General features: G+C 46.0%; 29 protein-coding genes. 8 read left to right on the top strand and 21 right to left on the bottom strand.

Annotated elements, in window-relative coordinates; genetic code table 11:
• Window positions 1-6 precede the first annotated feature (6 nt).
• Window positions 7-618: a polysaccharide deacetylase family protein gene (locus tag KUA46_RS00820; RefSeq protein WP_218487221.1), complete on the top strand. Its 612-nt coding sequence runs from the start codon at window positions 7-9 to the stop codon at window positions 616-618.
• 48 nt (window positions 619-666) lie between these two features.
• On the top strand, window positions 667-1,410 hold the full coding sequence (locus KUA46_RS00815; protein WP_022120806.1) for a hypothetical protein: 744 nt from the start codon (window positions 667-669) through the stop codon (window positions 1,408-1,410).
• 345 nt (window positions 1,411-1,755) lie between these two features.
• Here the strand turns inward: KUA46_RS00815 and KUA46_RS00810 are convergent, their stop codons facing one another.
• From KUA46_RS00810 to KUA46_RS00795, 4 genes are all read right to left on the bottom strand, one after another.
• Entirely contained in the window at window positions 1,756-2,361 is a 606-nt protein-coding gene (locus tag KUA46_RS00810) for a GNAT family N-acetyltransferase (protein ID WP_153138461.1), read from the bottom strand.
• Complete coding sequence (locus KUA46_RS00805) at window positions 2,333-2,527, bottom strand: hypothetical protein (protein ID WP_117588040.1); 195 nt, start codon at window positions 2,525-2,527, stop codon at window positions 2,333-2,335. Before KUA46_RS00805 ends, KUA46_RS00810 begins: the two co-directional genes overlap by 29 nt.
• Window positions 2,528-3,875: 1,348 nt before the next feature.
• Entirely contained in the window at window positions 3,876-4,811 is a 936-nt protein-coding gene (locus tag KUA46_RS00800) for a ComF family protein (protein WP_218487222.1), read from the bottom strand.
• Window positions 4,812-5,351: 540 nt separating this feature from the next.
• Window positions 5,352-5,480 carry a hypothetical protein gene (locus KUA46_RS00795; RefSeq protein WP_254918964.1) on the bottom strand — a complete coding sequence of 43 codons (129 nt, stop codon included), beginning with the start codon at window positions 5,478-5,480 and terminating at the stop codon, window positions 5,352-5,354.
• Window positions 5,481-5,906: 426 nt separating this feature from the next.
• Between KUA46_RS00795 and KUA46_RS00790 the strand changes: the two genes are divergently transcribed.
• The 4 genes from KUA46_RS00790 to KUA46_RS00775 are packed head-to-tail and all read left to right on the top strand — an operon-like array spanning window position 5,907 to window position 8,097.
• Entirely contained in the window at window positions 5,907-6,122 is a 216-nt protein-coding gene (locus KUA46_RS00790) for a hypothetical protein (RefSeq protein WP_005823733.1), read from the top strand.
• A gap of 12 nt (window positions 6,123-6,134) precedes the next feature.
• Window positions 6,135-6,374, top strand: coding sequence for a DUF6926 domain-containing protein (locus tag KUA46_RS00785; protein ID WP_218487223.1), 240 nt, complete (start codon window positions 6,135-6,137; stop codon window positions 6,372-6,374).
• A gap of 23 nt (window positions 6,375-6,397) precedes the next feature.
• Window positions 6,398-6,823, top strand: coding sequence for a PcfK-like family protein (locus KUA46_RS00780; RefSeq protein WP_434725807.1), 426 nt, complete (start codon window positions 6,398-6,400; stop codon window positions 6,821-6,823).
• Entirely contained in the window at window positions 6,820-8,097 is a 1,278-nt protein-coding gene (locus KUA46_RS00775) for a PcfJ domain-containing protein (protein WP_218487224.1), read from the top strand. The genes KUA46_RS00780 and KUA46_RS00775 overlap by 4 nt, the downstream gene beginning before the upstream one ends.
• Window positions 8,098-8,266: 169 nt before the next feature.
• On the opposite strand, the gene KUA46_RS00770 is transcribed toward KUA46_RS00775, so the two are convergent.
• The 17 genes from KUA46_RS00770 to KUA46_RS00690 form a co-directional block, all read right to left on the bottom strand.
• Entirely contained in the window at window positions 8,267-8,752 is a 486-nt protein-coding gene (locus KUA46_RS00770; protein WP_218487225.1) for a glycoside hydrolase family protein, read from the bottom strand.
• Window positions 8,749-9,231, bottom strand: a complete 483-nt coding sequence (locus tag KUA46_RS00765) for a DUF3872 domain-containing protein (RefSeq protein WP_218487226.1) — start codon at window positions 9,229-9,231, stop codon at window positions 8,749-8,751. The genes KUA46_RS00770 and KUA46_RS00765 overlap by 4 nt, the downstream gene beginning before the upstream one ends.
• Before the next feature lie 25 nt (window positions 9,232-9,256).
• Window positions 9,257-10,126 carry a toprim domain-containing protein gene (locus KUA46_RS00760; RefSeq protein ID WP_218487227.1) on the bottom strand — a complete coding sequence of 290 codons (870 nt, stop codon included), beginning with the start codon at window positions 10,124-10,126 and terminating at the stop codon, window positions 9,257-9,259.
• A 12-nt stretch (window positions 10,127-10,138) separates the two neighbouring features.
• The gene (locus KUA46_RS00755) at window positions 10,139-10,720 is read right to left on the bottom strand and encodes a conjugal transfer protein TraO (RefSeq protein ID WP_218487228.1); all 582 of its coding nucleotides are present in this window, start codon (window positions 10,718-10,720) and stop codon (window positions 10,139-10,141) included.
• A 3-nt stretch (window positions 10,721-10,723) separates the two neighbouring features.
• Window positions 10,724-11,752: a conjugative transposon protein TraN gene (gene traN / locus KUA46_RS00750; protein WP_218487229.1), complete on the bottom strand. Its 1,029-nt coding sequence runs from the start codon at window positions 11,750-11,752 to the stop codon at window positions 10,724-10,726.
• 59 nt (window positions 11,753-11,811) lie between these two features.
• Window positions 11,812-13,155: a conjugative transposon protein TraM gene (traM, locus tag KUA46_RS00745; protein WP_218487230.1), complete on the bottom strand. Its 1,344-nt coding sequence runs from the start codon at window positions 13,153-13,155 to the stop codon at window positions 11,812-11,814.
• Complete coding sequence (locus KUA46_RS00740) at window positions 13,136-13,426, bottom strand: TraL conjugative transposon family protein (RefSeq protein ID WP_256625049.1); 291 nt, start codon at window positions 13,424-13,426, stop codon at window positions 13,136-13,138. Before KUA46_RS00740 ends, traM begins: the two co-directional genes overlap by 20 nt.
• An 11-nt stretch (window positions 13,427-13,437) precedes the next feature.
• Complete coding sequence (traK, locus tag KUA46_RS00735; protein WP_068856390.1) at window positions 13,438-14,061, bottom strand: conjugative transposon protein TraK; 624 nt, start codon at window positions 14,059-14,061, stop codon at window positions 13,438-13,440.
• Window positions 14,062-14,091: 30 nt separating this feature from the next.
• Window positions 14,092-15,105 carry a conjugative transposon protein TraJ gene (traJ, locus tag KUA46_RS00730; RefSeq protein WP_068856391.1) on the bottom strand — a complete coding sequence of 338 codons (1,014 nt, stop codon included), beginning with the start codon at window positions 15,103-15,105 and terminating at the stop codon, window positions 14,092-14,094.
• A gap of 3 nt (window positions 15,106-15,108) precedes the next feature.
• Window positions 15,109-15,720: a DUF4141 domain-containing protein gene (locus tag KUA46_RS00725; protein ID WP_370867672.1), complete on the bottom strand. Its 612-nt coding sequence runs from the start codon at window positions 15,718-15,720 to the stop codon at window positions 15,109-15,111.
• Between the two features lie 47 nt (window positions 15,721-15,767).
• Window positions 15,768-18,269: a TraG family conjugative transposon ATPase gene (locus KUA46_RS00720; protein WP_218487231.1), complete on the bottom strand. Its 2,502-nt coding sequence runs from the start codon at window positions 18,267-18,269 to the stop codon at window positions 15,768-15,770.
• Complete coding sequence (locus KUA46_RS00715) at window positions 18,266-18,592, bottom strand: DUF4133 domain-containing protein (protein ID WP_153072488.1); 327 nt, start codon at window positions 18,590-18,592, stop codon at window positions 18,266-18,268. Before KUA46_RS00715 ends, KUA46_RS00720 begins: the two co-directional genes overlap by 4 nt.
• Window positions 18,593-18,612: 20 nt before the next feature.
• On the bottom strand, window positions 18,613-18,918 hold the full coding sequence (locus tag KUA46_RS00710) for a DUF4134 domain-containing protein (protein ID WP_218487232.1): 306 nt from the start codon (window positions 18,916-18,918) through the stop codon (window positions 18,613-18,615).
• Between the two features lie 162 nt (window positions 18,919-19,080).
• Window positions 19,081-19,560 (bottom strand): DUF3408 domain-containing protein, encoded by a 480-nt coding sequence (locus KUA46_RS00705; protein ID WP_256625050.1) that lies wholly within the window; start codon window positions 19,558-19,560, stop codon window positions 19,081-19,083.
• Between the two features lie 22 nt (window positions 19,561-19,582).
• Window positions 19,583-20,284 carry a hypothetical protein gene (locus tag KUA46_RS00700; protein WP_218487233.1) on the bottom strand — a complete coding sequence of 234 codons (702 nt, stop codon included), beginning with the start codon at window positions 20,282-20,284 and terminating at the stop codon, window positions 19,583-19,585.
• A gap of 1 nt (window position 20,285) precedes the next feature.
• Complete coding sequence (locus KUA46_RS00695) at window positions 20,286-20,696, bottom strand: DUF3408 domain-containing protein (protein WP_117587574.1); 411 nt, start codon at window positions 20,694-20,696, stop codon at window positions 20,286-20,288.
• Window positions 20,697-20,701: 5 nt separating this feature from the next.
• Window positions 20,702-21,463 carry a ParA family protein gene (locus tag KUA46_RS00690; protein WP_117587563.1) on the bottom strand — a complete coding sequence of 254 codons (762 nt, stop codon included), beginning with the start codon at window positions 21,461-21,463 and terminating at the stop codon, window positions 20,702-20,704.
• Between the two features lie 848 nt (window positions 21,464-22,311).
• Here KUA46_RS00690 and mobA point away from each other — a divergent pair.
• Together mobA and mobB are read left to right on the top strand one after the other, a co-directional pair.
• Window positions 22,312-22,731 carry a conjugal transfer protein MobA gene (gene mobA, locus KUA46_RS00685; protein WP_118255667.1) on the top strand — a complete coding sequence of 140 codons (420 nt, stop codon included), beginning with the start codon at window positions 22,312-22,314 and terminating at the stop codon, window positions 22,729-22,731.
• The gene (gene mobB, locus KUA46_RS00680) at window positions 22,716-23,969 is read left to right on the top strand and encodes a conjugal transfer protein MobB (protein ID WP_218487234.1); all 1,254 of its coding nucleotides are present in this window, start codon (window positions 22,716-22,718) and stop codon (window positions 23,967-23,969) included. Before mobA ends, mobB begins: the two co-directional genes overlap by 16 nt.
• Window positions 23,970-23,989 lie beyond the last annotated feature (20 nt).

The following is a 23,989-nucleotide window of genomic DNA, read 5'->3' as shown; positions in this document are numbered from 1 at the left end:
TTATCCATGTTCATAGAGCAACCAGCCAAATGGCTCAGATGGTTATATCCAAAGGCCATCTGGAGAATGAACAAGAAAGACCATTCTGTCTATCTTACATTTGATGACGGTCCGATTCCAGAGTCAACTCCATTCATCTTAGAGACCCTGAGAAAGTACAATATCAAGGCTACTTTCTTTATGGTAGGCGAGAATGTATTGCGCCACCATGACCTCTACAATCAGATTGTGGCAGAGGGTCATCAGGTAGGCAACCATACATTCAATCATATCGGTGCCTTCAAGCACCGCGTCATCTCCTACGTGCTCAACACCAATAAGGCGAACGATATCATCCATGCCCATCTCTTCCGTCCACCTCACGGCTGGATGCGACCTAGTGAGTATTGGTGGCTGCACCGCACTTACAAGGTCATCATGTGGGATGTGGTGACGCGCGACTATTCCAAATGGATGACGGCAGAAGATGTAGTGAACAATGTGAAACGGTATGCCCGCAATGGCAGCATCATCACCTTCCACGACTCGCTGAAGAGCATTGAAAAGCTGAAGACAGCGCTCCCTCAGGCCATAGAATGGCTCATGGAACAGGGGTATGAATTTAAGACTTTTGAATAAGAAGCTGTTATTCCCAAACAGGAACAGCCCAATAAACACAGACAAGAAATGAGCAAAAGAATCAACAGTTATCAGGCAGTAGCTGCATTTGTAAGAGGTTTCTTCGAAGCCTACGCACGTGGCATCATCGATGCTACCATCGAAGGCAATGACTTCAGCAAGAAGAACGACCCGAAACAGATCAAGCAGATGATGCTGGAGCACTATGGCGAGGTAAACCAATACTTCTTTGACATCATGTTCTCTACCCTCGTACGCCTCAACTACAAGACTGCCGAGGAAGCCAACGAGCGCATGAAGAAGAACTTCGACAGCATGAAACAGGCTGACCCGACCTTTGAGCCAACCATGCTCGACTACTTGCGCATAGCCTGCAAATCGAACCAGCTTTACAAGGCGATGGAGTCAGAATACAAGCGTAACTTCACCTGGCTTCTTCAGGGCAAGTTTACCACTCTTGAAGAGCATGTACGCGATTATACCCATGGCATTCTCATCAGTCTCGCCGACGAGCCGATGGCTATCCATCTCCTGGTCCGCATCATCGTAAAGGCATACGCAGCCGGACTGAAGTGTGGCAGCAAGGAGGGCGAGCAGCACCAGCTCCACATGCCTACCCTTCACGGCATGTTGCTGAACAATGTCAACATCCTGCTCAACGAGACTCCGCTCAAGAGCAGCACCGAAGATCCTGTTGCCCTCTTCAAGGAGGCATGCAAGAATGAAGAAGAAAACATCAACGTTCTTTTCAACACATTAAACGATGCGATGAAAGAACTGGCAGAAGAATAAGAGAAAAGCATCATTGATGACGAGCACAGCACCAGATTCGAGAACCTTATCTATCGTGCCCTGCCAAGTGGTTTGATTACAGAATCCAAAGTTGCCGTCTTACTCAACAAAACGACAGAGGAAGTATTACATAATTTCGTTCTTGCCTAATGGAAATAGTAATCAGTGATACCAATATATTCAGATAGAAAACTCATCAGCATAGCCCATTGATTGGGCTATGCCAATAAGTATATTTTATCTTTGGATATAAGCAGACTTTACGTCTGCCCCATCTGTGTTAATCTGAGAGATCTGTGGGCCAGAAAAGAGTTAAGAAGAATTCTAAAGATTACCTCTTGTTTTTTATCTTATATAGCCCAACAAGTCAAGATACATCATCCTTGACTCTAAGTGTTCATCATCAGGAATATGATTTGCTTCTTTCTCTAATTCTTCTGTTGAGTACAAGAATTTGAAGCCATTCTTTCCATAAAAACGTAATACATTTTCCTTGTTATAGGCATCAACCACAATAAAACGGCAACCAGTCTTATTATCAGGTAACAAAAACCAAGATATGATATAGTCAATTGCTTGTGAGCCAATACCATCATTAGTACCTTGAAAATTCTTCGCAACTCCAAGTCTTCCTATCAATACTGCAGGATAACTTCTTGTTCTTTTGGAATTAGGAATTTTTCTCTGTATTTTGTTTCTTGAAGCATTCGGAATCAAAGCAGCCTTGATACTATCATTTGCCAATGTAAAGGCACAAACGATTTCATCCTTACCACTTTTTTCCGTGGCAAAGAAATATGTTTTTCCCAATAATTGCCCATCATAAAGACAAGCCTCCTGGTGAAAGAAATCATCAAGATCTTCATCACCACAGCTAAAAGAGTCAAGCTCTTCTTTTGTCGTAACCCGATAAAGAGAGCAATTACTTTGCAAAAGGACTCTTTCCTCCATGTGCTTTCAAATTAGCGGTTGAACGAACCAATATTTTCTCCACATCAGCAAATGACATTCGCAATGCCTTTCTTTGTGGATTGCGTTCATTCTCCTCTGCCTCACGAACAAATCGTTCAGCAGTCTCACCTGTCAAAACAGGAATACTTCTTATCTCTAAAGCCATAACCTTTCATTTTAAACGTTTAATAATGTCGCAAAATTACACATATTCTTCGAAACCACCAAGAAAATCAGAATAAATCTGCAAATTATCAGCCAATTACCCAAAAATCAACTATACAGCCAGATTATGAAATAGACAATGAGCATCGTACTGTTGGGGGAACCATCTATGGAAAAATGATCGATGAGAAATATACCAATCTTTTAAAAGCAAATAACTCTTTGTCACTGAAATTTAGACAACAAAGGACTGTCATGGAAATAGTTCTGTCATTGTTTCTAATTTTGCACAAAAATATAAAATTTAAATTGTCTATGAGAAAAATCAGAAACTTTTTATGCTTTTTTATATGTTCTTTCCATCTTAATTATCCGACTACGGAGGAACAAATCACCGACAGGCAAGTTCTTTTGGGAGTACCCCAAAAGGATGCCAACCGTAATCGGCGTTCTCCATCGTGTGACAGAACAACACCGTGCCAATACCCATCCATACCTTCAGGCGAACCTCCTCGCTAGCATAATGGGTGAAAATCCAATTGGTAAAACGAACAAACTCGGAGAGCAACACTTCTCATCGACAGAAAGAAGTTTTTTTTCATCGTCCCCTTTTTTAAAAGATTTATTATTTATTTTTTTTAATTTTTACTACAATGTGGTAAATTCCGATTTCCTATATCGCCGTTTTGTCGTAACTTTGCCGACACTTACCGATTGGTGAACAGCGGGGTGAACACTTGCCCCAAGCATTCACCTTTTCGGCTCTGGGGTGAACCCAAGTAAAAAGAACTTTGTATATACAGCGCATGCTAGAAATATAAGAGTCTCTATTATAATGGGTTATATAGTGTTTTTAACACATTATTAACGCTAAAGGTTGGCATCGGGGTTCACCCTTCACCGATTTCATCGCCAAGGGCAGAGGACGACTATTCGCAGCAGGATACCGCCCCCGACCTGCCCTTCTAGGGGTGGGTAGGGTAAGTAAGGGGAGGGTACTTTCTAAGAGTTTCCTTATGTAAAGGTTCGTTTACTATAGGAAAGATATAGTATATATATAGACTCCCAGAAAAAGCGATTTCCTACTCACCCTAGTTACCCCCGGCCGTAAACAAGATAGTTACGATAGCAAAACACGCTATTTTATGTAAGTAATTGAAAATGAAACATCTTTTTGTTTCAATAGAAGAAGAGGTTACGAATTAGAAATATACAGGATGTAGTATCCTGCTGTAATTTGCATAACCAATTAAAGAACTCTTTCGGTTGCAAAAGTACAAAAATAAATCGAAGATAAAGAATGTTTCCAGCACATTTTTATCTTCTATTTATTATTTAGACAAAAATCATCATACCGACATTTCTGTTTCTTGAACAGTTTTAGCCATAAAGACACCTCTGACAGACAACGCTCCAAGTTCTAATAGTTTCTTCCCAATTTGAACTAAACTTGTACCTGTAGTGATTACGTCATCAACAAGCAACACATGCTTGCCTTTTATATGTATCCGATTGAATGTCAGATTTTCAATTTTGTTCTTCCCAATTGTACCTTTCATCTTTTCTCTATCAAATTCAATCCACAGAGTTCGGAATCCATCGGCAATATCCAATCGTTTTGCCAACTCCCTGCAAAATCGAGTAAAGCGTTTACCATGTGCTTTCTTCGTTGAAGCGGGTATCGGCACAAGCACAGCATTCTCTTTTATTGCGTCAAAACACGATAGCTTAGAGATGCATACAGAAAACACCTTAGCCCAAAGCAAAGATTTTTCTCCATCTTTGAATGCATAGACGGTATTTCGAACTTGTCTTGCTTTATGGGATACTTGCTTACATGTAAGCGGATAATAGTCATGAATATAGTAATATTCTATATCATGTGCATAATCCTGTCCTATAAAAGAGGTGTCATAAGAGAAATAATCTATATTCGGGAGACCATTACCTAGAAACACAAAATGCAAGACATCTTTCCAAATCTTATATGTGTCCTCGTTTTTTGTGCGAAAAATGGTCATGTCCGACATACCCTTCTCTGCAAGGCCCATTCCTATGACTAAATCACGATTAAAGAGTTGCTGGTGTACTATTACCCATCCCATATCTTTGCATACAGTCTGTAAATTACACTTTATGCAATGAAGGAAATAAAACTTGTCTGAATTTTCCAGACAAATGACCATAAAACTACCTTTTGTTTGTGACAAGAGTTTCGCAGAAAGATCATACAGATGACCTTTCTTTCCATATTTATTGTTTATGCCTGCATATTGTTGCCCCATAAGCTATAACTATTTAGAATTCAAAAATACGCATTTTATCTTGGGATATTACATTCTGATACAATCTTTATGCTCTTTTATTTTTCATTAGCATTTTTGTTTGCCGTTTCTAGTTTCTTGAGGTTCACATGATAGCCTATTCACACTGTCAAAGTACTATATAAAAGTCAGCCGTCGTCGAAGAAAGACAGTCCTCGTACCTCAGACTAACTTCCTCCGACTATGGCACGGCAAGAAAAATCCTTGGCAGTATGCCTTGAAATGCTTCAAGACTATACTGCCAAGGACTTTTCTTTGTTTGCCGTGCTGACAACGGCTGATTTTTATAGCCACAACTCGCAGTTCCATTTTTTATCGCACAATCCAAACGACATGAAACAGTGGTACGCCACCCTTTCATGTCTCAGTAGTACGGCATGAGGAAAAGTGCTTCTTTTTGTCGGTTGCAGGCTAACCGATCAAAAGAAACACCATTCCTTGATTTGCCGTACCATTTTGTTTGCATACTCCACCGCAAAAAAGAAGTCATTGATGTAAACCTCAACGACCACTTTCATGCTTGGCTGCACAGCCTTGGAGAAAACCCGATGCAAGAAGCATGGATAAGCCATACTCTTCTTTCACCGGAATTTCTCTGAAGGCTGTGCCATTCTTGTATGCGATTTCCATTTTCCTAAAAACATTTGCAAGACAGTAATTGTATCCATTTCTCAGAAATGAGTATGCGATAATCGTGCAGTCCAAAAACTTCCGTGAAGTTTCTATTTTCATTTGCCGCTCTGATTTTCTTTCCTCCACATGGTCTTTCCTTTTGGCATCAACCGTTATCGTGCAGGTGCAAAGGTATGGCAGCGGGCTTTGGAAATAAAAGGTCGAGCCTTCGGTTTTCGAAAAAATCTCCACACCGTTGGGTAGTATTTTTCCGAAAAACCTTGTATTTCCAGCCTCGCCGCCCTTGAAAGGCACCTGAAACGAAACGACCGATGCGACAGGAAGACGCAAAAAAAATGTCGGAAAAGGGAGCGACAAAAAGGTGAAGAAACGAGAACTTCCCTTCAGCTCCTGGAACCGCAAATAAATTTAATTCAAGGCTATATGACAACAAACATCAATATAACACAGACTTGGTGGAGATTACTCTCCGCAGTTGGCTCAACCCTCATCACTTTGGTGGCTTGGTTGGGATATATGGCTCTCTGCATGGTCGGTGAAGTCATATTGGGAATTGTGAAGTTCATCTTCGGCATCATCATTTCCATTCTTTCTATGGTGGTACTGATTGGAACATTCATTTGGTTATTAACACTTTAAAGTACAAGCGGTATGAAAGGAAGCATTGAAGCGATACCTACATGGGCACTCTGCTACATCATCAATGGCGATGCAAGCGGACTGACAGACGAGGAAATCCGTATGGTGGACGAAGCCATACGCAAGAACAATATAGAGATAGTAAGTCCAAGATACAACGAGGACATGTGTACAGAACCTTACTTCAGCCATTATCCGTTCTTCGGACTGCCTACAGAAGTTGAGGACTGCGACATCATCTATCACGAGTAACAACCCCTTTAACAACATCAGATATGAACACTACAGAATATTTCAAGAGAACCATACAAGCCTATTTGGAGGAGCGTGCAATGGAGGACGAACTCTTTGCAGCCAAGTATGACAACCCCGACAAGAACATAGACGATTGCGTCACCTATATCCTTAATTGGGTACAGAAGAGCGGTTGCAACGGCTTTTGCGATGACGAGATATATGGGCAAGCCATCCACTACTACGAGGAGGAGGACATTGAGGTAGGAAAACCATTGAACTGCCAAGTGTCTGTTAACCACCACATCGAACTCACAGAGGAGGAGAAGGCACAGGCAAGACAGGAAGCCATCCGCCAATATCAGCAAGAGCAGATGAACAAGATGCGTAACCGAGATACCGCCAAGCGCACCTCACAGAGAACGGAAACAGAAGTACACCAACCATCATTATTCGACACGTTATGAAACCAAGAACGAAATATCAGAAGCAAGTCGTAACCTCAAACAAGGGGTTACGACCTATCAAGGGAGCGCAAATGCAATGGGCATTCCGTGAATGTCTTGACCACTATGCCTTTCAGTTGAAGCACGGACAGACCACTTGCATGGACTGCGGACACACTTGGACTACGGACGAGGATGCGGACAAATGTGTCTGCCCGAAGTGTAAGGCAAAGTTGGAAGTGCAGCGCACCAAGCGACAGAAGGCAATGTCTTCTACCTATTTCAGTGTACTCACTGAGCGCAAGGGACTGCAACTTATGCGAGCATTTCAGATGAAAGCATACTACCGCAAGGGACAAAAGGCAGACATTTATTGTTGGGAGGTGGCACGCTATTGGATGAACGAAAAAGGCAAGGTGGAGGTTATGGCACGCAAGCGCACAATGGGTATCTATATGGACACGTTCTGCTACGACTCCGACATTGAACTGCGCAGGGACAACACCACCTATCAGCATATTGCTTCATTTCCGGTCTGCCCCGATATGAAAGTCATTCCTCAGATATGGCGCAACGGCTTTGACGGAGCGTTTCACGGCATCGAACCGCTTACATTGTTCAAGGCGATGCTGACAGACCACCGCATCGAAACGATGATGAAACAATGTCGTTACGGACACGTCCGCCACTTCATAGACCACCCACGGCACTTGGAAACTTGTTGGAATGCCTACAAGATAGCCAACCGCAACCATTACCTTATTACAGACATCGGCAAATGGGCGGACTACATCTGTATGTTGGTGGAAATGGGCAAGGACATCAGAAGTCCACATTACATTTGCCCCGACAATCTTGAAGCCGAGCACGACAGAATATCCGAGAAAATCAGAGCCAAGAAAGAAAAGGAGCGCACCGAGGAGGAGATACGCAAGGCATTGAAGAACGAGGACAAGTTCAAGGAAATGAAGAGCCGTTTCTTCGGTTTGATGTTCACGGACGGCAATATCGTGGTGAGAATGCTTGAAAGCGTCAGGGAGCACGTTCTTGAGGGCAAGGCGATGCATCATTGTGTAGGCAGCGGTACAAACTACTCACTCAATCCCGACTGCATCATCTTCTCTGCAAGAATAGCCGAACACAGGGTTGAGACCGTGGAGTTTTCACTCGAACAGATGAAAGTCGTACAATGCCACGGACTACAGAACAAGGACACCGAGCACCATGCCGACATCATCAACTTGGTGAACAGCAATGCAAGACTTATAGAGCAACGAATGGTTGCAACAACATAAAATCCATATCGGCGGAGCGATGAAAATTCGTTCCGCCACTTTCTTTCATGAGCCGAGGAGCGGAAAAGAAAGTGGCAAAGAAACCGTCTTTTCCTTATCTGCGATGCTTGCAGAATAACAAAGGACAGCCCCCAATCAAAAGGACTGTCCTATTTTATAAAACCTTATACTATGGAGTAAACAAGAGCAGATACTCCATTTTTCTTCTTCGCTCGATGGAGGACACTATCTTTCCATTCCACCTTTTGAAGTCCACATAGTCACGATAGATGTTTCTGTTGCCACTTCGCATCTTGGCATACATCCGGCTTTTCATCACCTTTCCACATCCCACATTGTAGGCAAGTGCAGCCAAGAGCAGCGAGTCACGACCGAAACCACGAAACATGGCGCAGAGCTTTCTGAGGTCAGAGCGCAGCAAGGCATCGGCTTGCCGCTCCGTCATTTTTGGAGAGAACCGCTCTCCAGGCAACAGCTTGTGTCCATATCCGACATAAGGATAGTGCTTCGGTCCGTGCAGACCCTCGTACTTCTTGATGCAGGCGACAGCCAACTCAAAACGTGACACATGACGAACTCGCTTTATCGCCCCTTGCGTCTGGGCAGACAAGCTGCCCGACACAAGAAGCAAGGCTAACAATATCATCAACCTCATACGCTACCGAGTTTGTTGGCACTTCTCGCAAACTCTTCCTCCTCATCAGTATCGTTGAAACTGAACTCCATTTCGTATGACTTGCCGAAGTTGTCCTCTACCACCACTGTCAGCGTCTGTGTCTCCGTGCTTGCCGAGGTATAGTAAAGACGGAACTTCTCGTTCTCCAACAGATAGCGGTCGTTAGGCTGGAACATCGTTCCATTCTCCATTCTCAGCGAACCTTTTCCGTCATGCTGAAAATAGCGGATGGTATAGATGGTGCCGTCAAACTTGCCCTCCGCCTTCAACTCGCAGCGGATTTCAACGGTCTGTCCACGCACAATGTCCTTTGGCACAGGCATCGTCTCCACCTTGAACGGATACGACTGCTGAATGTCCAGCTCATCGCTGCACGATGAAAGGATTACCGACACGGCACACACGAAAAGGAATGCCAACACGCTCACTGATTTCTTGATTTTATTGTTCTTCTTCATTGTCTTGTTGCTTTTTGAATGATTGTTACTTTCTTGTCTTATGGCTCATCAGGTACTCGTTCAAGTCCTTGTAGCCAGTGTATAGATGCGAATGGTCCATGACCTTATCTCCATATCGCTTTTGCAGTTCGGCACAGGCATTCTCGCCTGCTTCGTCATTGTCCAAGTGACAATACACTTGTGCATAGCCATCCAAAAGATGATGCACCTTTTGCATATTAGCCACAGAGTTGAGGACAATATGATCCTCACCACGACCTATGCCGAGAATTACGGCAGAGAGGAAATCCATAAAACCCTCGTACAGATGGCAGACGTTGCTGTTCCTGCCAATGAGAGTGATGTCCTTTGGCGACACGCAACCTTTGAAGAAGCGGTTGCGTATCTCGTAGCCACCGCTGTTGTTCTTGAAACCGACAGCAAAGAACTGTTTGCCATTATATCGGTATTCCACCTGACAGCAGAAACGGCTCGCCACGTCAGCCGATATGCCACGCTCACGCAAGTACTGCCGAAGTGCAGGATGACTCAAAGGCTTTTCCACAATATCACTAAAAGGATTGCCTTTTACCTTCACAGCCTTTTCCGCTATCCTTTGATGATGCGGAAACGATGTCGGGAAACTGCCACCAAGCGTTTCAGATATGAACTTGGCTTGTGCCACAAACTCATTGCTGTTGATGAACTCCCCTGCGAGGTTGAAGATGTCACCACCTCTGGCGATGCCATAATCATACCAGACATTCTTGTCCGTTGATACCCGAAGCGAAGGATTGCGGTCGTTGCGGTATGGCGCATGATACCAAAGTCCCGAAGCCTTGTGCTTGACAGGCTCAATGCCGAGAATATAGAGAAAGTCCACGATAGGCACTTGTTTGATTTCATTGATGTCCATAGGCTCACTGTTTTAGTTGATGATGAACTTCATGCCGATGCCAAACTGCGTGTGGAAATGTCCCGTACTGTTGCCCCAAACAAGCCTTTCCTTAACGGAAGCGGTCAAAGCTATAGCATCCGACAGGTATATTTCCGTTTCCAATGCCACGGCACCGCCATAGATAAACGCTCCCTTGTTATGCAAGGTCGCTCCGTCCGACATGGTCCTCTTGCCCCAGTTTACGGACTCATAGCCAGCCAGTGCCGTACCTCCGATATAGAACAGCACTGTCTTGCTGTTGTCGGAAAGGAAGTTGTAGGAATAACCGAACTCGCCTGTCATTTGCGCTATAGGAACGGAGGTGTCGCGGTAAGGCTGATTCACTTGCAGGTATTCCGCCCCATACGTCCACTTGTCCCCACCTTCGGTATAATTCGAAAATCCAAGTCCTGCGTAATAGCCAGCCTTGCAGGACTTCTTGCCGTTATACACTCCGTCAGCCATGCCGACCTTCACCTCAATGCCTTTCATCTGAGGAAGACATCTTTGGGCGAATGCCTGTCCTGCGGTGAGGACAAGCATCGCCATGATTGCAATGTTTCTTCTTTTCATCCGTTACTTCACGCTAAGTTCGTTGATTGTCAAAGCTCGCACCAAGTCGCTGTTCTCCACGACAAACGACTGATGGCGACCGCCTTCCTTCTCGTTCATCTCCACGACAAGCTCCTTGTCGTCGGGAATGGTAAATTTCGGCAAGCAGAACACCGTCTGCTCCGTTTTCTTGCCAGCCACACGCACCACATAGTTGTAGGCACGGACAGGAAGAAGCACCTGCTCCTGAATGGCGGTTCTTTTTGCCACCTTCTTGTCAACAACCTTGAATGTGATATAGTCCACGTTAAACGGCACGTTGCTCTGGTTCTTGATTTCTGTGTGGAAATACAGCAAGTCACTGTGTACATAGATGCCCTTCAAAAGGTACTGGATTCCAAAACGCTTGCTGCCGATGTGCTTCACCTTGCGTTTGTTCTCCTTGTGGATGGACTTCATGATGAGGTGTACCAGCATGGGACTTTCCTTGCCCAACTCCTTGAGGTAAATCTCCTGCGCATTGTTCGGACGGTTCACCGCCTCACCGTCATGGATGAAGTCCGCCATCTCGATATTGAGCATGAGCGGTTCCTTGGCATACTTCACATTGAAGGTGTAGAATGAGCCATCCTCCGTGATGACGCTCATATTGGTCTCTTTCTTGAAGTTCTTCACGGCTGCTTTTACACGGATAACATTCTCCGCACCGTCCGCCTTGCCAGCTATCAAATCCTCTGAACCCAAGTCAACGTACTTGACAGAGGCAGGAAAGAGAATATGAACCGTCTTGTCATAAGTCACTTCCAAACCATGAGGTGGAATCATGCGGTCGAAGGTCAGCTTCTTGGTCAAGCCGTGATAGAGGTTGCTGTTCTCTTCCTTCTGCGGATACACCTCCTTGGTCAAGGTCAGTCTCTCTTCCTGGTCGGAAGAAACATTGCTTACTTGCTCAGTCTTTACAGACTTCTGCGCTTTTTTCTTACCTGTCTTCTGCGCTGATGCAGTGCAGGCTACGCCCAGCATAAGGGCGAACATGATTGTTGTCTTCTTCATTTTAGTTTGCTTTTAATTAAACTTTTGGATTAAGTGGTATAAATGTTGTTGCCTTTCGGCTAATCTTCCTCTTGGTAGAGCATGACCCTGTAGCCAGCCTTCAGGTGTATCTTGACGGTACGCATCTTCTTGGAGATATACTGCGACACGCCTTGTATGACACCTTTTCCCAAGTCGGAGGCAAGCTGTGCACCGGCATTGGAGGAAATGTTGATGCTGCTGTTCAGCGAGCTTCCCATGTTGGCACCGACTTCCTTGGCTGCGTCAACCTCCATCGACTTCGGGATGAAGATGCCCTCCTGACCGTCATTGTCATAGACGGCAAGCTCAATCGGGATAATCATGCCGTTGTGCTCAATGGACTTCAAGGCTATGGAAAGCCTTTCGCCTTGCAATCGTGCCAATCCGACAATGACAGAATTTCGTGGTATCTTCCTATTGCCGACACGCATAGATTCCAACAATCTCAACCTTACTGCCTGTCCGTCCGTTATGGTCTGGTTGCCGTGGATGCAGGCAGAAATCGTGTTTTTGTCGGAAACACCACCTCTTCCGATGGCGGTATTGAATCTTGCCGAAGCTTTTTCCGAGTAAGAGGCTACAAACTCCCCGTTACTCATGGGGCGGTTCAAGGACGAGACTACACGCCTTTGAACTTGCCTTACAGGGGAAACCTTGGCTTTCTTGCCCTTGGTGACAGCTTCCTTGTTTTCCTCTGTTGCAGTTTCTGCAGATGAAGGACTTGCCGCATTGGCATTTCCACCAGGCATGTACTTTGCCGCAAGTTGATAGGACTTCTCCATAAGGGCAACTTGCTCGTCCATATTGGAACGCTTGTTTTCCTGCTGCATCATGCTTGCCTCCAGCTCGTCAAGACGTTTCCTCAACTCAGCATCTTCGCAGCTTCCCCCTTGCTGTGGCTGTTCATAGAAACCGCCCAAGGTCGTGTTCAAGATTTGGTATGCCTCGGCAGACGAGCGGATGGCATCCGCCTCCTGTCTTTCCGCTTTTGTTGGCTGCTGCCCAGACTGCATCAGGTCAAAGTCCTTTTCTTGCCGTGTAGCAGTCGAATCAATGCCTGGCATGTACTCACCAAGAGAGTTCATTGCTCTGCTTTTTTCCTTTTGCTTGTTGGCAAGATCCTCCTTGGAGTATGCCTTGCGCTTGTCCGCCTCCACATCAGTCTTCTCCGCATCGGGCATTTCCATGTTGAATCCCTTGCTGCCTTTCTCACCCTCTGATGCAGACGGCTTGAAGATGAGCCATAGCACCAGACCGCAGACGAGGCACATGCACGGTATGGCAATCATCTTGTTACGCTTGATACGCTGCTCTTCGGTCAAAGGCTTCTTTTCCTTTGGAGCCTTATCCGGCTCCACCTTGTCATTCTTCTCTTTCTCCATGTATCAATTCATTCAGGTTGGTCACTTGCTGCCCCTTGTCGGTGGGCAACTTTACACTCTCTATGTGCTCAACCTCTATATTAGAGGTCTTGCCGTTTCCGAAGTTGATGATGGCTGAACCTATCATGTAAAGGCTACAGAGGGCTAACAAGCCGAACATGACGAGCACGACTTTCAGTCTCACCCTTGGCGGAAGGGAATCCAGCCTGTCACGCAGTCTTCCCTTCATACCATTCACCTTTTCTTGGATTGTCTTAATCGGATTTTCCATTCTTGCTATTTTTATCGTTCTACTGTACTGATGTCCCTGTTCTCCACAATGGTGAAACCTTCAATGGTAAAACCATTCGGGTTATCATCGGAGCGTGTGGCATTCACCAACCTGCATACGGTGACAAGACTTCTCTCCGTCACGTTGCTCTCTCGGAGTATCACCTGCCGTGCGTAGGTCTTGGCTTGATAAGGGTAGTTATCAAAGTTACAGACCACGCTGTCAACTTGCAGCGACTGGTTGATGTTTCCTGCAATGAGTCGGTTATAAAAACCTTTCTCCGCAAAGTCCTGGTAATAGTTGTATGCGCTCTTGTCTGCCAGCAGCAAGGCTCGTTTCACGTTGTGCTCGATGGCGCTCTTTTCGGGAGATAGCGTAAAGAACAGCTCATGAAAGCGTCTCACGTGTTCCCTTGCCTCGGCGGGTCTGTTCTGTGAGAGGTCTTGCGAGAGGGCGAGCATCAGCGACTTGCCTCCGTCAAGGACGTATATCTTCTCGCGTTGCTTCTCCGCAAATCGGAATGCGAACACCACCGAACATATTGCAACAACAGCGCAACCGATGACGAGGACGATGCAGAACAGGCGTATCTGTCTGAACGAGGTCTCGATATTCTTCAATGACTTGAATTCCATTTTTCTTTTCGTTGTATTGTTCATGAATGACTATATTTTCTTAAATCCGCTCTTGATGAGCCTTCCGGCACGTCCTGCCACATTTCCAGCCGTTGCTCCTGCGATGCTTCCGCCCAGTGAGCCTGCCGTGTTCACATTCCGGTTGTAGTTGCCGATGCCACCACCTGCCTGTATGATCCATCCCGCCACGGTCGGTATGGTGAAGTAACCGATGATTCCGATAATGAGGAAAACGATGTAAACACCGTTGCTTGCCTCAATGGAAAAGTTCGGGTCGTTCTGCAATGCCTCGATGTCGTTTTGCAGCATCAGCACCTGTATCTTGGCAAGGATTGTACTGAACAAGTCCGAAACGGGTAGCCAGAGATAAATCTGTATGTACCTGCAGAACCATTGCGTCAGCGTGGACTGGAATCCGTCCCATACCGATATGGCGAAACAAAGCGGTCCGAGGATGGACAGGACGATGAGGAAGAATGTCCTCAGCACGTCTATGACCAGTGCAGCGGCTTGGAACAGCAGCTCCAGCAGTTCACGGAAGAAATCACGGATGCTCTTCTTCATGCTGTACATGCCACGCTCCACATACATTCCTGCCATTGTCACCACGTCGCCGGGTGACCAGCCGAGTTCGTCAAGCTGCTTGTCAAACTCCTCGTTGCTCACAAGGTATGCGGTTTCCGGATTGCGTTTCATCGCCTCATACTCCAACTTGTCTTTCTGCGCCCGGTATTCATTCATGTCGAAGGTCTGTGTCTCCAGCATGGAATGTGTACCTTGCACAATGGGACTCATCACGCTGTTGAGCGTACCGAGCACGATGGTCGGGAAGAACATGATGGCAAGTCCGATAGCAAACGGACGGAGCAGCGGAAATACGTCTATCGGCTCTGCCCTTGACAGTGACTGCCAAACCCTCAGGGCGACATAGAACAGCGCCCCAAGTCCTGCAAGTCCCTTGGCAATGTCCGTCATGTCGGAACACAGCGGCATCATCTCGTCATACAGGGAACGCAGTATCTGGTGAAGGTTCTCGAAATCCATAGGCTACCAGTATTTCTCGTTTGACTTGCCGTAGAGTCCCATGATGCGGTCGAGGTCGTTTTTCTTCTTGGCACGCAGATAACTCACGGAAATGTTCTTGTTGGTATAATAGCTCACGAGATTGCGGTAACGCTTCATCTTCGAGTAGCAGCGTTCCACCACGTCCATTCGCTCCTTGTCCGTCATGGAAAGGGTCGTGATGTTCACCACGTTCTTCAGTTCTGTCAGCACATCGTTGCTTTCCTCCAGCAGTTTGGTGTAGCCGAAGCCGATGGCGGAGAGTTCCTCCACGGAAAAATTGTCATCGTGCATCATCTTCTGATAGTTGTTGATGTAGATGTCCGTGATGTCACCCACCATGAGGATGGTCTGCTGCACCTTGCGTGCGTCCTTGACGAGATTGTTCACCGACTTCAGTGCATCGTAGTACTTCTTGCCCTGCTCGTAAATCTTCACGGTCTCCTTGAAGTTGTTGATCATGTTCTGAGCCGTCGAAGACGTGTGGACGATGTTGTTGGACGAGTTGATGATACTCTGCGCAATGTTGGTAGGATCTATGACAGACCACTGTGCGCTTGCCTTTCCCACCATCAGCAGGAACAGGCAGATTGTCATGATTACTTTTGTTCTCATTTTACTTTTGGATTAAGTGGATAATGAATTTACTTATTCTCTTGTTTGTCCTCTGCAAGCTGCCGGATGGCGGCTTCCATGTCACCACCGAGTTTCTCCGCCAATGCCCTCACCTCCAGTTTCTCACTTTCCTCAGTCGTATAGGCGAGATATTCCTGCGTGGACACCTCTGTGGCATATACTGCCGACTGCGTTCCTCCGAGTCCTATCCATACTTCCTTGTAGAGACGTGACGGGTCGTTGGACTGGTTGATGGAGAGAATCTGCGACTTCTCCTTTTCCGTCAATCCGAGCAATGACTGTATCTGCTCGAACTTGTTCATGAACTTCCTCTGGTCAAGGAGTATCTTGCAGTCTGAGTTGTTGATGATACTGTCCTTCACGATGGCTGATGAAATGATGTCCTCGACTTCCTGAGTCACCACAACCGCCTCACCGAAGAATTTTCTCACAGTCTTATAGAGATACTTGATATAGGATGCCATGTTTGCCGAAGCTATCGCTTTCCATGCTTCTTCTATCACTATCATCTTGCGGATGCCTTTCAGGCGGCGCATCTTGTTGATGAACAGCTCCATGATGATGATGGTCGTGACTGGGAACAAAATTGGATGGTCCTTGATGGAATCAATCTCGAAAACGATGAACCGCTTGTGCAGCAGGTCAAGCTCCTTGTCTGAGTTCAGCAGATAGTCATATTCGCCACCTTTGTAGTAAGGTTCCAGCACGTTGAGAAATCCGTCTATATCAAAATCTTTCTCACGGACTTTCTTTTCTTCCAGTACCTTGCGGTATTCCGTTCCCACAAACTCATAGAAGGTATTGAAGCACGGCACGATGTCGCTTTCCTCTTTCTGTTTACCGATGTAGAGCGACACGGCATTTGACAAGGCAACCTCTTCCGCTCGTGTGGCAGGCTCGTTGTCCTTCTTCCAAAGTGTCAGGAGCAAAGTCTTGACGCTCTCTCGCTTCTCGATGTCAAAGACCTTATCCTCGGTGAAAAAGGGATTGAATGAGATGGGACTCTCATCCGTATAGGTATAGTAGATACCGTCCTTTCCGCCTGTCTTTCTGTTGATCATCTCGCAGAGTCCCTGGTAGGAGTTTCCCGTATCGACCAAGACCACATGCGTGCCTTGCTCGTAATACTGTCTGACGAGGTGGTTCATGAAGAAGGACTTCCCGCTTCCCGAGGGTCCGAGCACGAACTTGTTGCGGTTGGTTGTCACGCCTTTTCTCATCGGCAGGTCAGAGATGTCAATGTGCAGCGGCTTGCCACTGATGCGGTCTGCCATCTTGATTCCGAACGGCGAGGGAGAATCCATATAGTTGGTTTCCTCCGTGAAGAGGCAGGTTGCCTGTTCAATGAAGGTATGGAAACTCTCCTCTGAGGGGAAATCGCCCTCGTTGCCGGGTATCGCTGCCCAGAAAAGTGTCGGACAATCCACCGTATTGTGGCGTGGCACACATTCCATGCTTGCCAACTGACTGCCCACATCATTGCGAAGATGCTTCAACTCTTCCATATCCTCGCCCCATGCCATAACATTGAAATGGGCACGGACAGACTGCAAGCCTTGTGAGTGAGCCTCGTTCAGATACTCGTCAATCCATTCCTTGTTGATGGCGTTCTGTCGGCTGTACCTTGACAGCGAGTGCATGTTACGTGCGGTCTTCTCGAACTTCTGCAAGGTCTCGTCACTGTTGTCTATGAAGACATACTGGTTATAGATATGGTTGCAGGACAACAGCAAGCCAACTGGAGCGGCAAAAGATAGTCGGCAGTCACTTCGGTCAGTGGACAATCGCTCAAAGCGGTTGTCCGTAGATACTTCCGTAGGAAGGTCTTCCGTTTGCGACAAGGTATGAAGGCAGAGGTGCTTGTTTCCGATACGCATACCACTTGCAGACACTTCCATGTCCTCCAGACATTGCACGTTCTCAGTGGAGAGCGAGAGGTACTTGCCTACAAGTCCAGTCGTTCGTTCCGTACCTGTGATTTCCTCGTCCGTCAGTCTGCGTAAGGAGATATAGCCGGAGTCGTTGATGATTCTTGCGAACTGCTCCACGGCATCAAGGAATCTTGCTACCATTTCCTTGTCCTTGATTTCCTTGGGGATGATATGCCCACGGCACAAGGTGGAAAAATTGCTCTGGTGTGCCATGCGCTCCTTGGAGGTCTTGGTAAGGAACAGGTAACACTGGTGATGCAGGTAAGGACGCTCATTGAAGTGTCTCTCGTAGCTCTTTGACAGAAAGCTCATGTCGCTATTCTGCATGTCTGGAGCATAGCTCTCTTTCACGAACCAGTCCTGCTTGTGGACAATGCTGTAGTCGGGCAGCACCTTGATAGCCTTGCACCATGCGGCATGTACCGACTCATACTCCTGCGATGTTACCGTGAAGATTCCGGGGAGCGTCACCTCGTAGGCGACCGTGATGTCGCCCTCCTTGGAGATAATGCAGCCTTGCTCCACGGCAAGCAACGGGAACTTGCTTTCAAGGGTGCTTGATTTTCTGATATTTCTCATTCTTCTTTCTTTTTATGTTTGAACATTCGGTTTGTTTTCCTTCGGTTGAGGATATAGCGTGGATGGCTCTTGGCGGCAAGGAGCTTCATCAGTCCATGCTCTCCGTACTTGTTGTTCAGGTGGAATGTTCCCCATACAAGCAATGATCCGAGCGTGAGACCCAAGCCGATGCAGACCAGTTGGTCCGCACCTGCCATATAGAGGACGACCACAAGGAAGAAGACGGCAAGCAGTCCACCTGCGAAGATGAAGAGGTACTGTGCCTTCAGTCCCTTGAACTCAACCGAATGACCGATGCCCTTGTTGATTGGGTAGCCAGCCATAAGTCTTATACCTTATTATATTATAGGAAGAATGAGCGGAGGATGGTTGCGCTCACGATGAGGAAGATGCAGGCTCCGAACCAGCTTGCGGCAGTCTTGCTCGTGTCGGGGTCGCCAGATGAGAACTTGCCATACACCTTGATGCCTCCGATGAGACCTACCACGGCACCGATGACGTAGATGAGTTTCGTTCCTGGATCGAAATAGGAGGTCACCATACTTGTTGCCTCGTTGATACCTGCAAGTCCGTTGCCTTGCGCGAATGTCTGTGATACGGCTGCGACAATCATCGCAGCAAGAAGAATGATTCTGTTTTTCTTGTTCATAAATCGTTTTTTTTTCTGTGCCTTGGGGATTGGATGATCCCGTTTGGCGATTGATACTTTTGTTTACTAATGCGGCATAATGCCGACTTGTGGATTCAGTGGCGAGCTGAGATTTTAGCCGTAGTCTTTCTTTTTCATTACAGTCGTACATTAAAATTATAGTTAGAGGCCATATGTCTTTATACCTTCCTCAAATGCAGTTTTAATTTCTGCATCATATACGTTGAAGTGCTCGTTGATGATGTTATCAATGTAACTTGACATGGAAACCTGTCCCTTGCCAACGACATTCACAAGCTTCATAATGCGCTCATGAGTCTCTTCTCTGATATAGATTTGTTTTCTTGGTCTTACAGTAAAGTCTGCATCTACCATGAACTTATCTACATACTGCTCGCTACGGTTTTTCTCCGTTCTATCAATTGGTTCAAACTGTCCCATCTCGAAATTCCCAAATGTTACATCCCCCTCCAAATCATTCTCTTTGTATGAAGAACTGTTTGGAAAAGCCTCATCAAGACAAGCGTCAATCTGCTTATGAATTTTCTTCTTGCACTCATCATGATTTCTCATGTAAATCTCATACAACTCCTTGTCATCTATCGAAGGAATTTGTCTTTTAACACTGTTTCTTTTTTTCATCGTAATTCTTACGTTTTAATTGTTATACAAAATCTCTAATATTGAAATCCTTGAAGTTTTCAGGAACAACAAGTTTCTTTTTTTCGATAACCTTTGTTGCTTTTTCCGACATAGGCTTAACGGTGGAAATGTTCGACATGTGCAATTCCATCAACGCATTCATTCTGCGTTTGATAATCTGGGAACGCTCCGCTATCATGTTGAAAAGCTCGTTGCCTTCCATTTCAGAAAACACCTTGCCAGCATGAGCACATTCTTCGTTTGTGGCATTCTGCTTGCTTGCCGTTTCAACAGCCTTGTCTATCTCCTCGAAGCTATTGCCACTTGCTTGTTCAACAACTGCTTCTTCTTCCGATTCATCATACTTCACGCCAACATCCTCAATGCGTGTATTTGTGAAAACTTCATCCAACTTATCATCAGGGATGCGAGCGGACTTCCTCGGAGAACTGTCTTCCTCGAATGTAACCTCACTTTCCTTTATCACTTCACCCTCGTCCTCCTGCTTAGTTTGCACAGTTTCCGTTGGGACTTTTTTCGGTGAGACGGTATAAATGTGTCTGACGATGAAGTCATCCGCAGGAATAGGTGGGTTCTCCTTAGGTTCAACCTTGACCTTTTCTATTCCCAACTTGTTTCTAAGCCAGATGTCGGCATCAAACACCAAAACTGCTATGCTCCATACAAAATACAGGAGCACAATTATCACTAACATTATTCCCATATTACCACATGATTATGTCCTTGTTATTCTTCTTATACACTTCTTTGATAACTTCCCCATACTTTTGGAAATGTTCTGTCAGCACATGGTCTATATAACCCGACAAAGACATATCCTCACGGTTAATGACAGACACGAGGCGCATGATGGTTTCATGATACTCCTTTCGGATGTATGTCATCTTGCCAGAACGAGCAGGATTCTCAGACCTGCGGATGTACCTTTCTTGGTATTCATCCATGAGATATGAAGTACCCTTGGAAGGTATCGCTTCTTTCGGTTTGCTGACTTCGTTCTTTGGAGCCTCCTTTTGTATAGGTTCTTCCGTTGACGCCCTGCTTGGTGGCATGTGTGGTCGGAATGAGTTTCTGAACTCTTCCGAGTCGATGTTTACTTTCAGATTCTTTGCCATACACTTTACTTCTTGATGATTGATAGAATTTCGTCAGCAAGTTTCTCTATGTTGCTGCCCTTTATCAACTGCTTGTCGGGAGGAAGGATTGTGGAGCGGAATACCGCTTTGTTGCCATCCTCTGCACATTCCTTTCTGAATCGCTTGCTGTCGGGAATGAATGTATCCAAAACCGACAAGCCCAATCCGTCCATCACACGACCAGCTTTCTCATAGAGGTCTGTCTTCTCTCTTGCATCAACCATATTCCAAAGCATATTCAACTCTTTGATATTGGTCTTTCCGACACTGACGAACATATCATTCAACTGGCTGGCGAACATGATGGAACTTCTCAATACCACGTTGTCTGCCGTAATTGGGCAAAAGATGTAGTCCATTGTAGCAACGGTATCTATCACGCCGAGATTGTCAATCGTTCCTGCGAGGTCGAAGAAGATGAAGTCTGGCGGAGTATCCATATCCAAGAAAGGCTTAACAGTTTCCACTGCCTCTTCTGGACGACTCTCCACGATTGGATAGGCAGGTTTGCCAGTTCGTTTCATCATCTCATGTGTCTGTCTCAACAGATACTCGTTGCTCTCGATACTCTGCATGTCACGTTCTCTCATGTCTTTGATGCTGAACTGTGGAAAGTCGCAGTCAACCACCACGACATCGTAGCCTCTGACATAATAAAGGTAACTTGCCATCAACACCGTTAGTGTTGTCTTGCCAGCCCCTCCCTTTTGGGTGGAGAAGGCGATGAATGTTGGTTCTTTCTTCATGTTTGTCTTTTATGAGTTATACATCTTGTTTGTTATAATGCGGTATTGCATTTTTATTTGTGATACATCCTACATGCTATGGTGCAAATCTATGAGCCATGAGGCTTGCAAGTGATATTATATGTTATGCAACTTTCGTATCTGTTATACTGTTTTTATGCTTGCTATATGGCTTTTATATATGTCATGCTTCATAACTGTTCTATAGCCAGTCTGTGTGTCATGCCACATTTGTGCATACTTATATTACATTTTACATATCAAGCATTTTGCATGTCAAACGTTTTATCATATTACATGTAATACGTTTTATATGATTGCATTGGAGCATACAAATATGCCACTTGTTTTGCATCATTCAAGACATGTATATCTGTCATTCACGCTGCAAAGTAACAACGAAAAATCCGAAAAACAATGGTTTTCAAATCCTGTGGCAGCATGTTGCCGATAGTTGCAGTGGTTGTCTGGGGTGCATCTGTTCCAAGGGCGCTTTTTTAGCCGTAATTTTGCACCCGAAAGGCAAAGCGATGGATGGCGCATCCATATCGTTCCGAGAAGAACTAAGGCTTGATGCTCCGCAAAGGACTGGATTTCCCGAACAGCTTCCATTCGGGATGGGGACGGCTTCTTACCAAGGCTAACTCCAATCCACCCTAAGCGGATTTTTATGTCCTCAAAGACATAGCAAGGTATGTTTTGAGTTACTCAAAACCTTTGGAGTTACTCTCCAAAGACCTTGCCCTGCCGGGTTGGTAGCCTCTCCGAAGTCAGGCTCCCCATGTTCCAATCTGACGATAGTTTGTGCAATTCCATCATTGCCGCATATACCACTTAATCCATTTTATATGAACACAGAAAGAAAACGAGGGGGACGAATCCCCAAGCTGAACCCGAAGTCGCACCATGTGATGCTTCGGTTCGACGATGACGAGTGGATGAAATTCCTCGTCATGTATGAGCAGACTGATGTGAAGGCGAAGGCTGTTTTTGCCAAGGCACGTATTTTCGGCGAGCCGTTCAAGGTGCTGCGCGAGGACAAGACGCTGGTGGAATACTACACCAAGCTTTCTTCTTTTCACTCGCAGTACCGAATGATTGGCAACAACTACAACCAGGTTGTCAAGGAACTCCGTTGTCATTTCTCAGAGAAAAAGGCGATGGCTTTGCTCTATAAGCTGGAGAGCTGCACCAGGGAACTGGTCTCTCTTACCCGTGAGATTGTTGAACTAACCCGTAAGTTTGAGGAAAGATGGTCGCAAAGATAAGTTTCGGAAGTTCATTGTATGGCGCACTGGCATACAATGGTGAGAAGATTAACAAGGAAGAGGGAAAGCTCTTGGCAACGAACAAGATCTTCGATGATTGTTCGGGAAAGACGAGCATCGCCAACGCCTTGCGTGATTTCCAGCGATACCTTTCTCCACACATCAGAACAGAGAAGCCTGTCGTACATATATCCTTGAATCCGCATCCCGATGATGTGCTGACGGATATGGACATGGAGAACATCGCCCGTGAATACTTGGAGCGCATGGGATATGGCAACCAGCCATACATGGTTTACAAGCATGAGGACATCGACCGTCATCACATGCACATCGTGACCATCCGGGTGGATGAGAACGGCAAGTGTTTGAATAGCCGATACAACTACCATAGGAGCAAGGCTATCACCCGTGACTTGGAGGAGAAGTACAATCTCCACAAGGCAGACCGCAAGCAACGCCAGGCAGACAATCCACTCCGCAAGGTGGATGTAAGCCAAGGCAATGTGAAGAAGCAGGTTGCCAATACTGTAAAATCACTCTGCACTACCTACAGGTTCCAGTCATTGGGCGAATACCGTGCACTTCTTTCCTTATATAATATATCCTTGGAGGAGGTCAGAGGCGAAGTTGGCGGTCGTGAGTATCATGGTTTCGTCTATTCTGCCACGGACGGACAGGGCAACAAAGTTGGAAATCCTTTCAAGGCTTCCAAGATAGATAAGTCTATCGGTGTGGAGGCGATGGAAAAGCGGTTCGCTTATTCAGCCAAGAAGTTCAAGGAGGACAAGAAACTCTCCGAGATGACCAAACATAGTGTGGAGGCAGTGTTGAAGCAGACTTACCATAAGGATAAGTTCGTTGAACTGCTGAAAGCAAAGGGCATTGATGTTGTTTTCCGCCATACAGCTGACGGCCGTATCTACGGAGCAACATTCATTGACCACCGCACCCAAAGCGTGTTCAATGGTTCAAGGCTTGGAAAGAATCTTTCTGCCAATGCCATTCAGGAGCACTTCTCCTTGCCTTACGAGAATGAGCAACCGATACCGCTTACCATTCCAACGGAAGATGGCGTTGTCTTGGAGAAGGAACTTCAAAGCTCAGGATTGTTCGACGAGTACGGCAGCGGTCTTGGACTTATGTCTGGAGGAGGTTCATCAAATGAGGCACAGGAGGCTGCGTTTGACAGAGAGCTACGCAGAAAGAAAAAGAAACGAAAAGGGAGAAACCTTTAATCGTATTATCAAGGTATAAC

It is taken from the genome of Segatella copri (assembly GCF_019249765.2).
Lineage (GTDB): Bacteria > Bacteroidota > Bacteroidia > Bacteroidales > Bacteroidaceae > Prevotella > Prevotella copri_K.
The sequence above is the reverse complement of the archived record's forward strand: the minus strand, read 5'-3'. Positions and strand labels throughout refer to the sequence as shown.

Bases quoted from the DNA above. Each gene is read 5' to 3' on its own strand.
- KUA46_RS00820 (WP_218487221.1), top strand. From the start codon at position 7: ATGTTCATAGAGCAACCAGCCAAATGGCTCAGATGGTTATATCCAAAG.
- KUA46_RS00815 (WP_022120806.1), top strand. From the start codon at position 667: ATGAGCAAAAGAATCAACAGTTATCAGGCAGTAGCTGCATTTGTAAGA.
- KUA46_RS00810 (WP_153138461.1), bottom strand. From the start codon at position 2,361: ATGGAGGAAAGAGTCCTTTTGCAAAGTAATTGCTCTCTTTATCGGGTT.
- KUA46_RS00805 (WP_117588040.1), bottom strand. From the start codon at position 2,527: ATGGCTTTAGAGATAAGAAGTATTCCTGTTTTGACAGGTGAGACTGCT.
- KUA46_RS00800 (WP_218487222.1), bottom strand. From the start codon at position 4,811: ATGGGGCAACAATATGCAGGCATAAACAATAAATATGGAAAGAAAGGT.
- KUA46_RS00795 (WP_254918964.1), bottom strand. From the start codon at position 5,480: ATGGAAATCGCATACAAGAATGGCACAGCCTTCAGAGAAATTCCGGTG.
- KUA46_RS00790 (WP_005823733.1), top strand. From the start codon at position 5,907: ATGACAACAAACATCAATATAACACAGACTTGGTGGAGATTACTCTCC.
- KUA46_RS00785 (WP_218487223.1), top strand. From the start codon at position 6,135: ATGAAAGGAAGCATTGAAGCGATACCTACATGGGCACTCTGCTACATC.
- KUA46_RS00780 (WP_434725807.1), top strand. From the start codon at position 6,398: ATGAACACTACAGAATATTTCAAGAGAACCATACAAGCCTATTTGGAG.
- KUA46_RS00775 (WP_218487224.1), top strand. From the start codon at position 6,820: ATGAAACCAAGAACGAAATATCAGAAGCAAGTCGTAACCTCAAACAAG.
- KUA46_RS00770 (WP_218487225.1), bottom strand. From the start codon at position 8,752: ATGAGGTTGATGATATTGTTAGCCTTGCTTCTTGTGTCGGGCAGCTTG.
- KUA46_RS00765 (WP_218487226.1), bottom strand. From the start codon at position 9,231: ATGAAGAAGAACAATAAAATCAAGAAATCAGTGAGCGTGTTGGCATTC.
- KUA46_RS00760 (WP_218487227.1), bottom strand. From the start codon at position 10,126: ATGGACATCAATGAAATCAAACAAGTGCCTATCGTGGACTTTCTCTAT.
- KUA46_RS00755 (WP_218487228.1), bottom strand. From the start codon at position 10,720: ATGAAAAGAAGAAACATTGCAATCATGGCGATGCTTGTCCTCACCGCA.
- traN (WP_218487229.1), bottom strand. From the start codon at position 11,752: ATGAAGAAGACAACAATCATGTTCGCCCTTATGCTGGGCGTAGCCTGC.
- traM (WP_218487230.1), bottom strand. From the start codon at position 13,155: ATGGAGAAAGAGAAGAATGACAAGGTGGAGCCGGATAAGGCTCCAAAG.
- KUA46_RS00740 (WP_256625049.1), bottom strand. From the start codon at position 13,426: ATGGAAAATCCGATTAAGACAATCCAAGAAAAGGTGAATGGTATGAAG.
- traK (WP_068856390.1), bottom strand. From the start codon at position 14,061: ATGGAATTCAAGTCATTGAAGAATATCGAGACCTCGTTCAGACAGATA.
- traJ (WP_068856391.1), bottom strand. From the start codon at position 15,105: ATGGATTTCGAGAACCTTCACCAGATACTGCGTTCCCTGTATGACGAG.
- KUA46_RS00725 (WP_370867672.1), bottom strand. From the start codon at position 15,720: ATGACAATCTGCCTGTTCCTGCTGATGGTGGGAAAGGCAAGCGCACAG.
- KUA46_RS00720 (WP_218487231.1), bottom strand. From the start codon at position 18,269: ATGAGAAATATCAGAAAATCAAGCACCCTTGAAAGCAAGTTCCCGTTG.
- KUA46_RS00715 (WP_153072488.1), bottom strand. From the start codon at position 18,592: ATGGCTGGCTACCCAATCAACAAGGGCATCGGTCATTCGGTTGAGTTC.
- KUA46_RS00710 (WP_218487232.1), bottom strand. From the start codon at position 18,918: ATGAACAAGAAAAACAGAATCATTCTTCTTGCTGCGATGATTGTCGCA.
- KUA46_RS00705 (WP_256625050.1), bottom strand. From the start codon at position 19,560: ATGAAAAAAAGAAACAGTGTTAAAAGACAAATTCCTTCGATAGATGAC.
- KUA46_RS00700 (WP_218487233.1), bottom strand. From the start codon at position 20,284: ATGGGAATAATGTTAGTGATAATTGTGCTCCTGTATTTTGTATGGAGC.
- KUA46_RS00695 (WP_117587574.1), bottom strand. From the start codon at position 20,696: ATGGCAAAGAATCTGAAAGTAAACATCGACTCGGAAGAGTTCAGAAAC.
- KUA46_RS00690 (WP_117587563.1), bottom strand. From the start codon at position 21,463: ATGAAGAAAGAACCAACATTCATCGCCTTCTCCACCCAAAAGGGAGGG.
- mobA (WP_118255667.1), top strand. From the start codon at position 22,312: ATGAACACAGAAAGAAAACGAGGGGGACGAATCCCCAAGCTGAACCCG.
- mobB (WP_218487234.1), top strand. From the start codon at position 22,716: ATGGTCGCAAAGATAAGTTTCGGAAGTTCATTGTATGGCGCACTGGCA.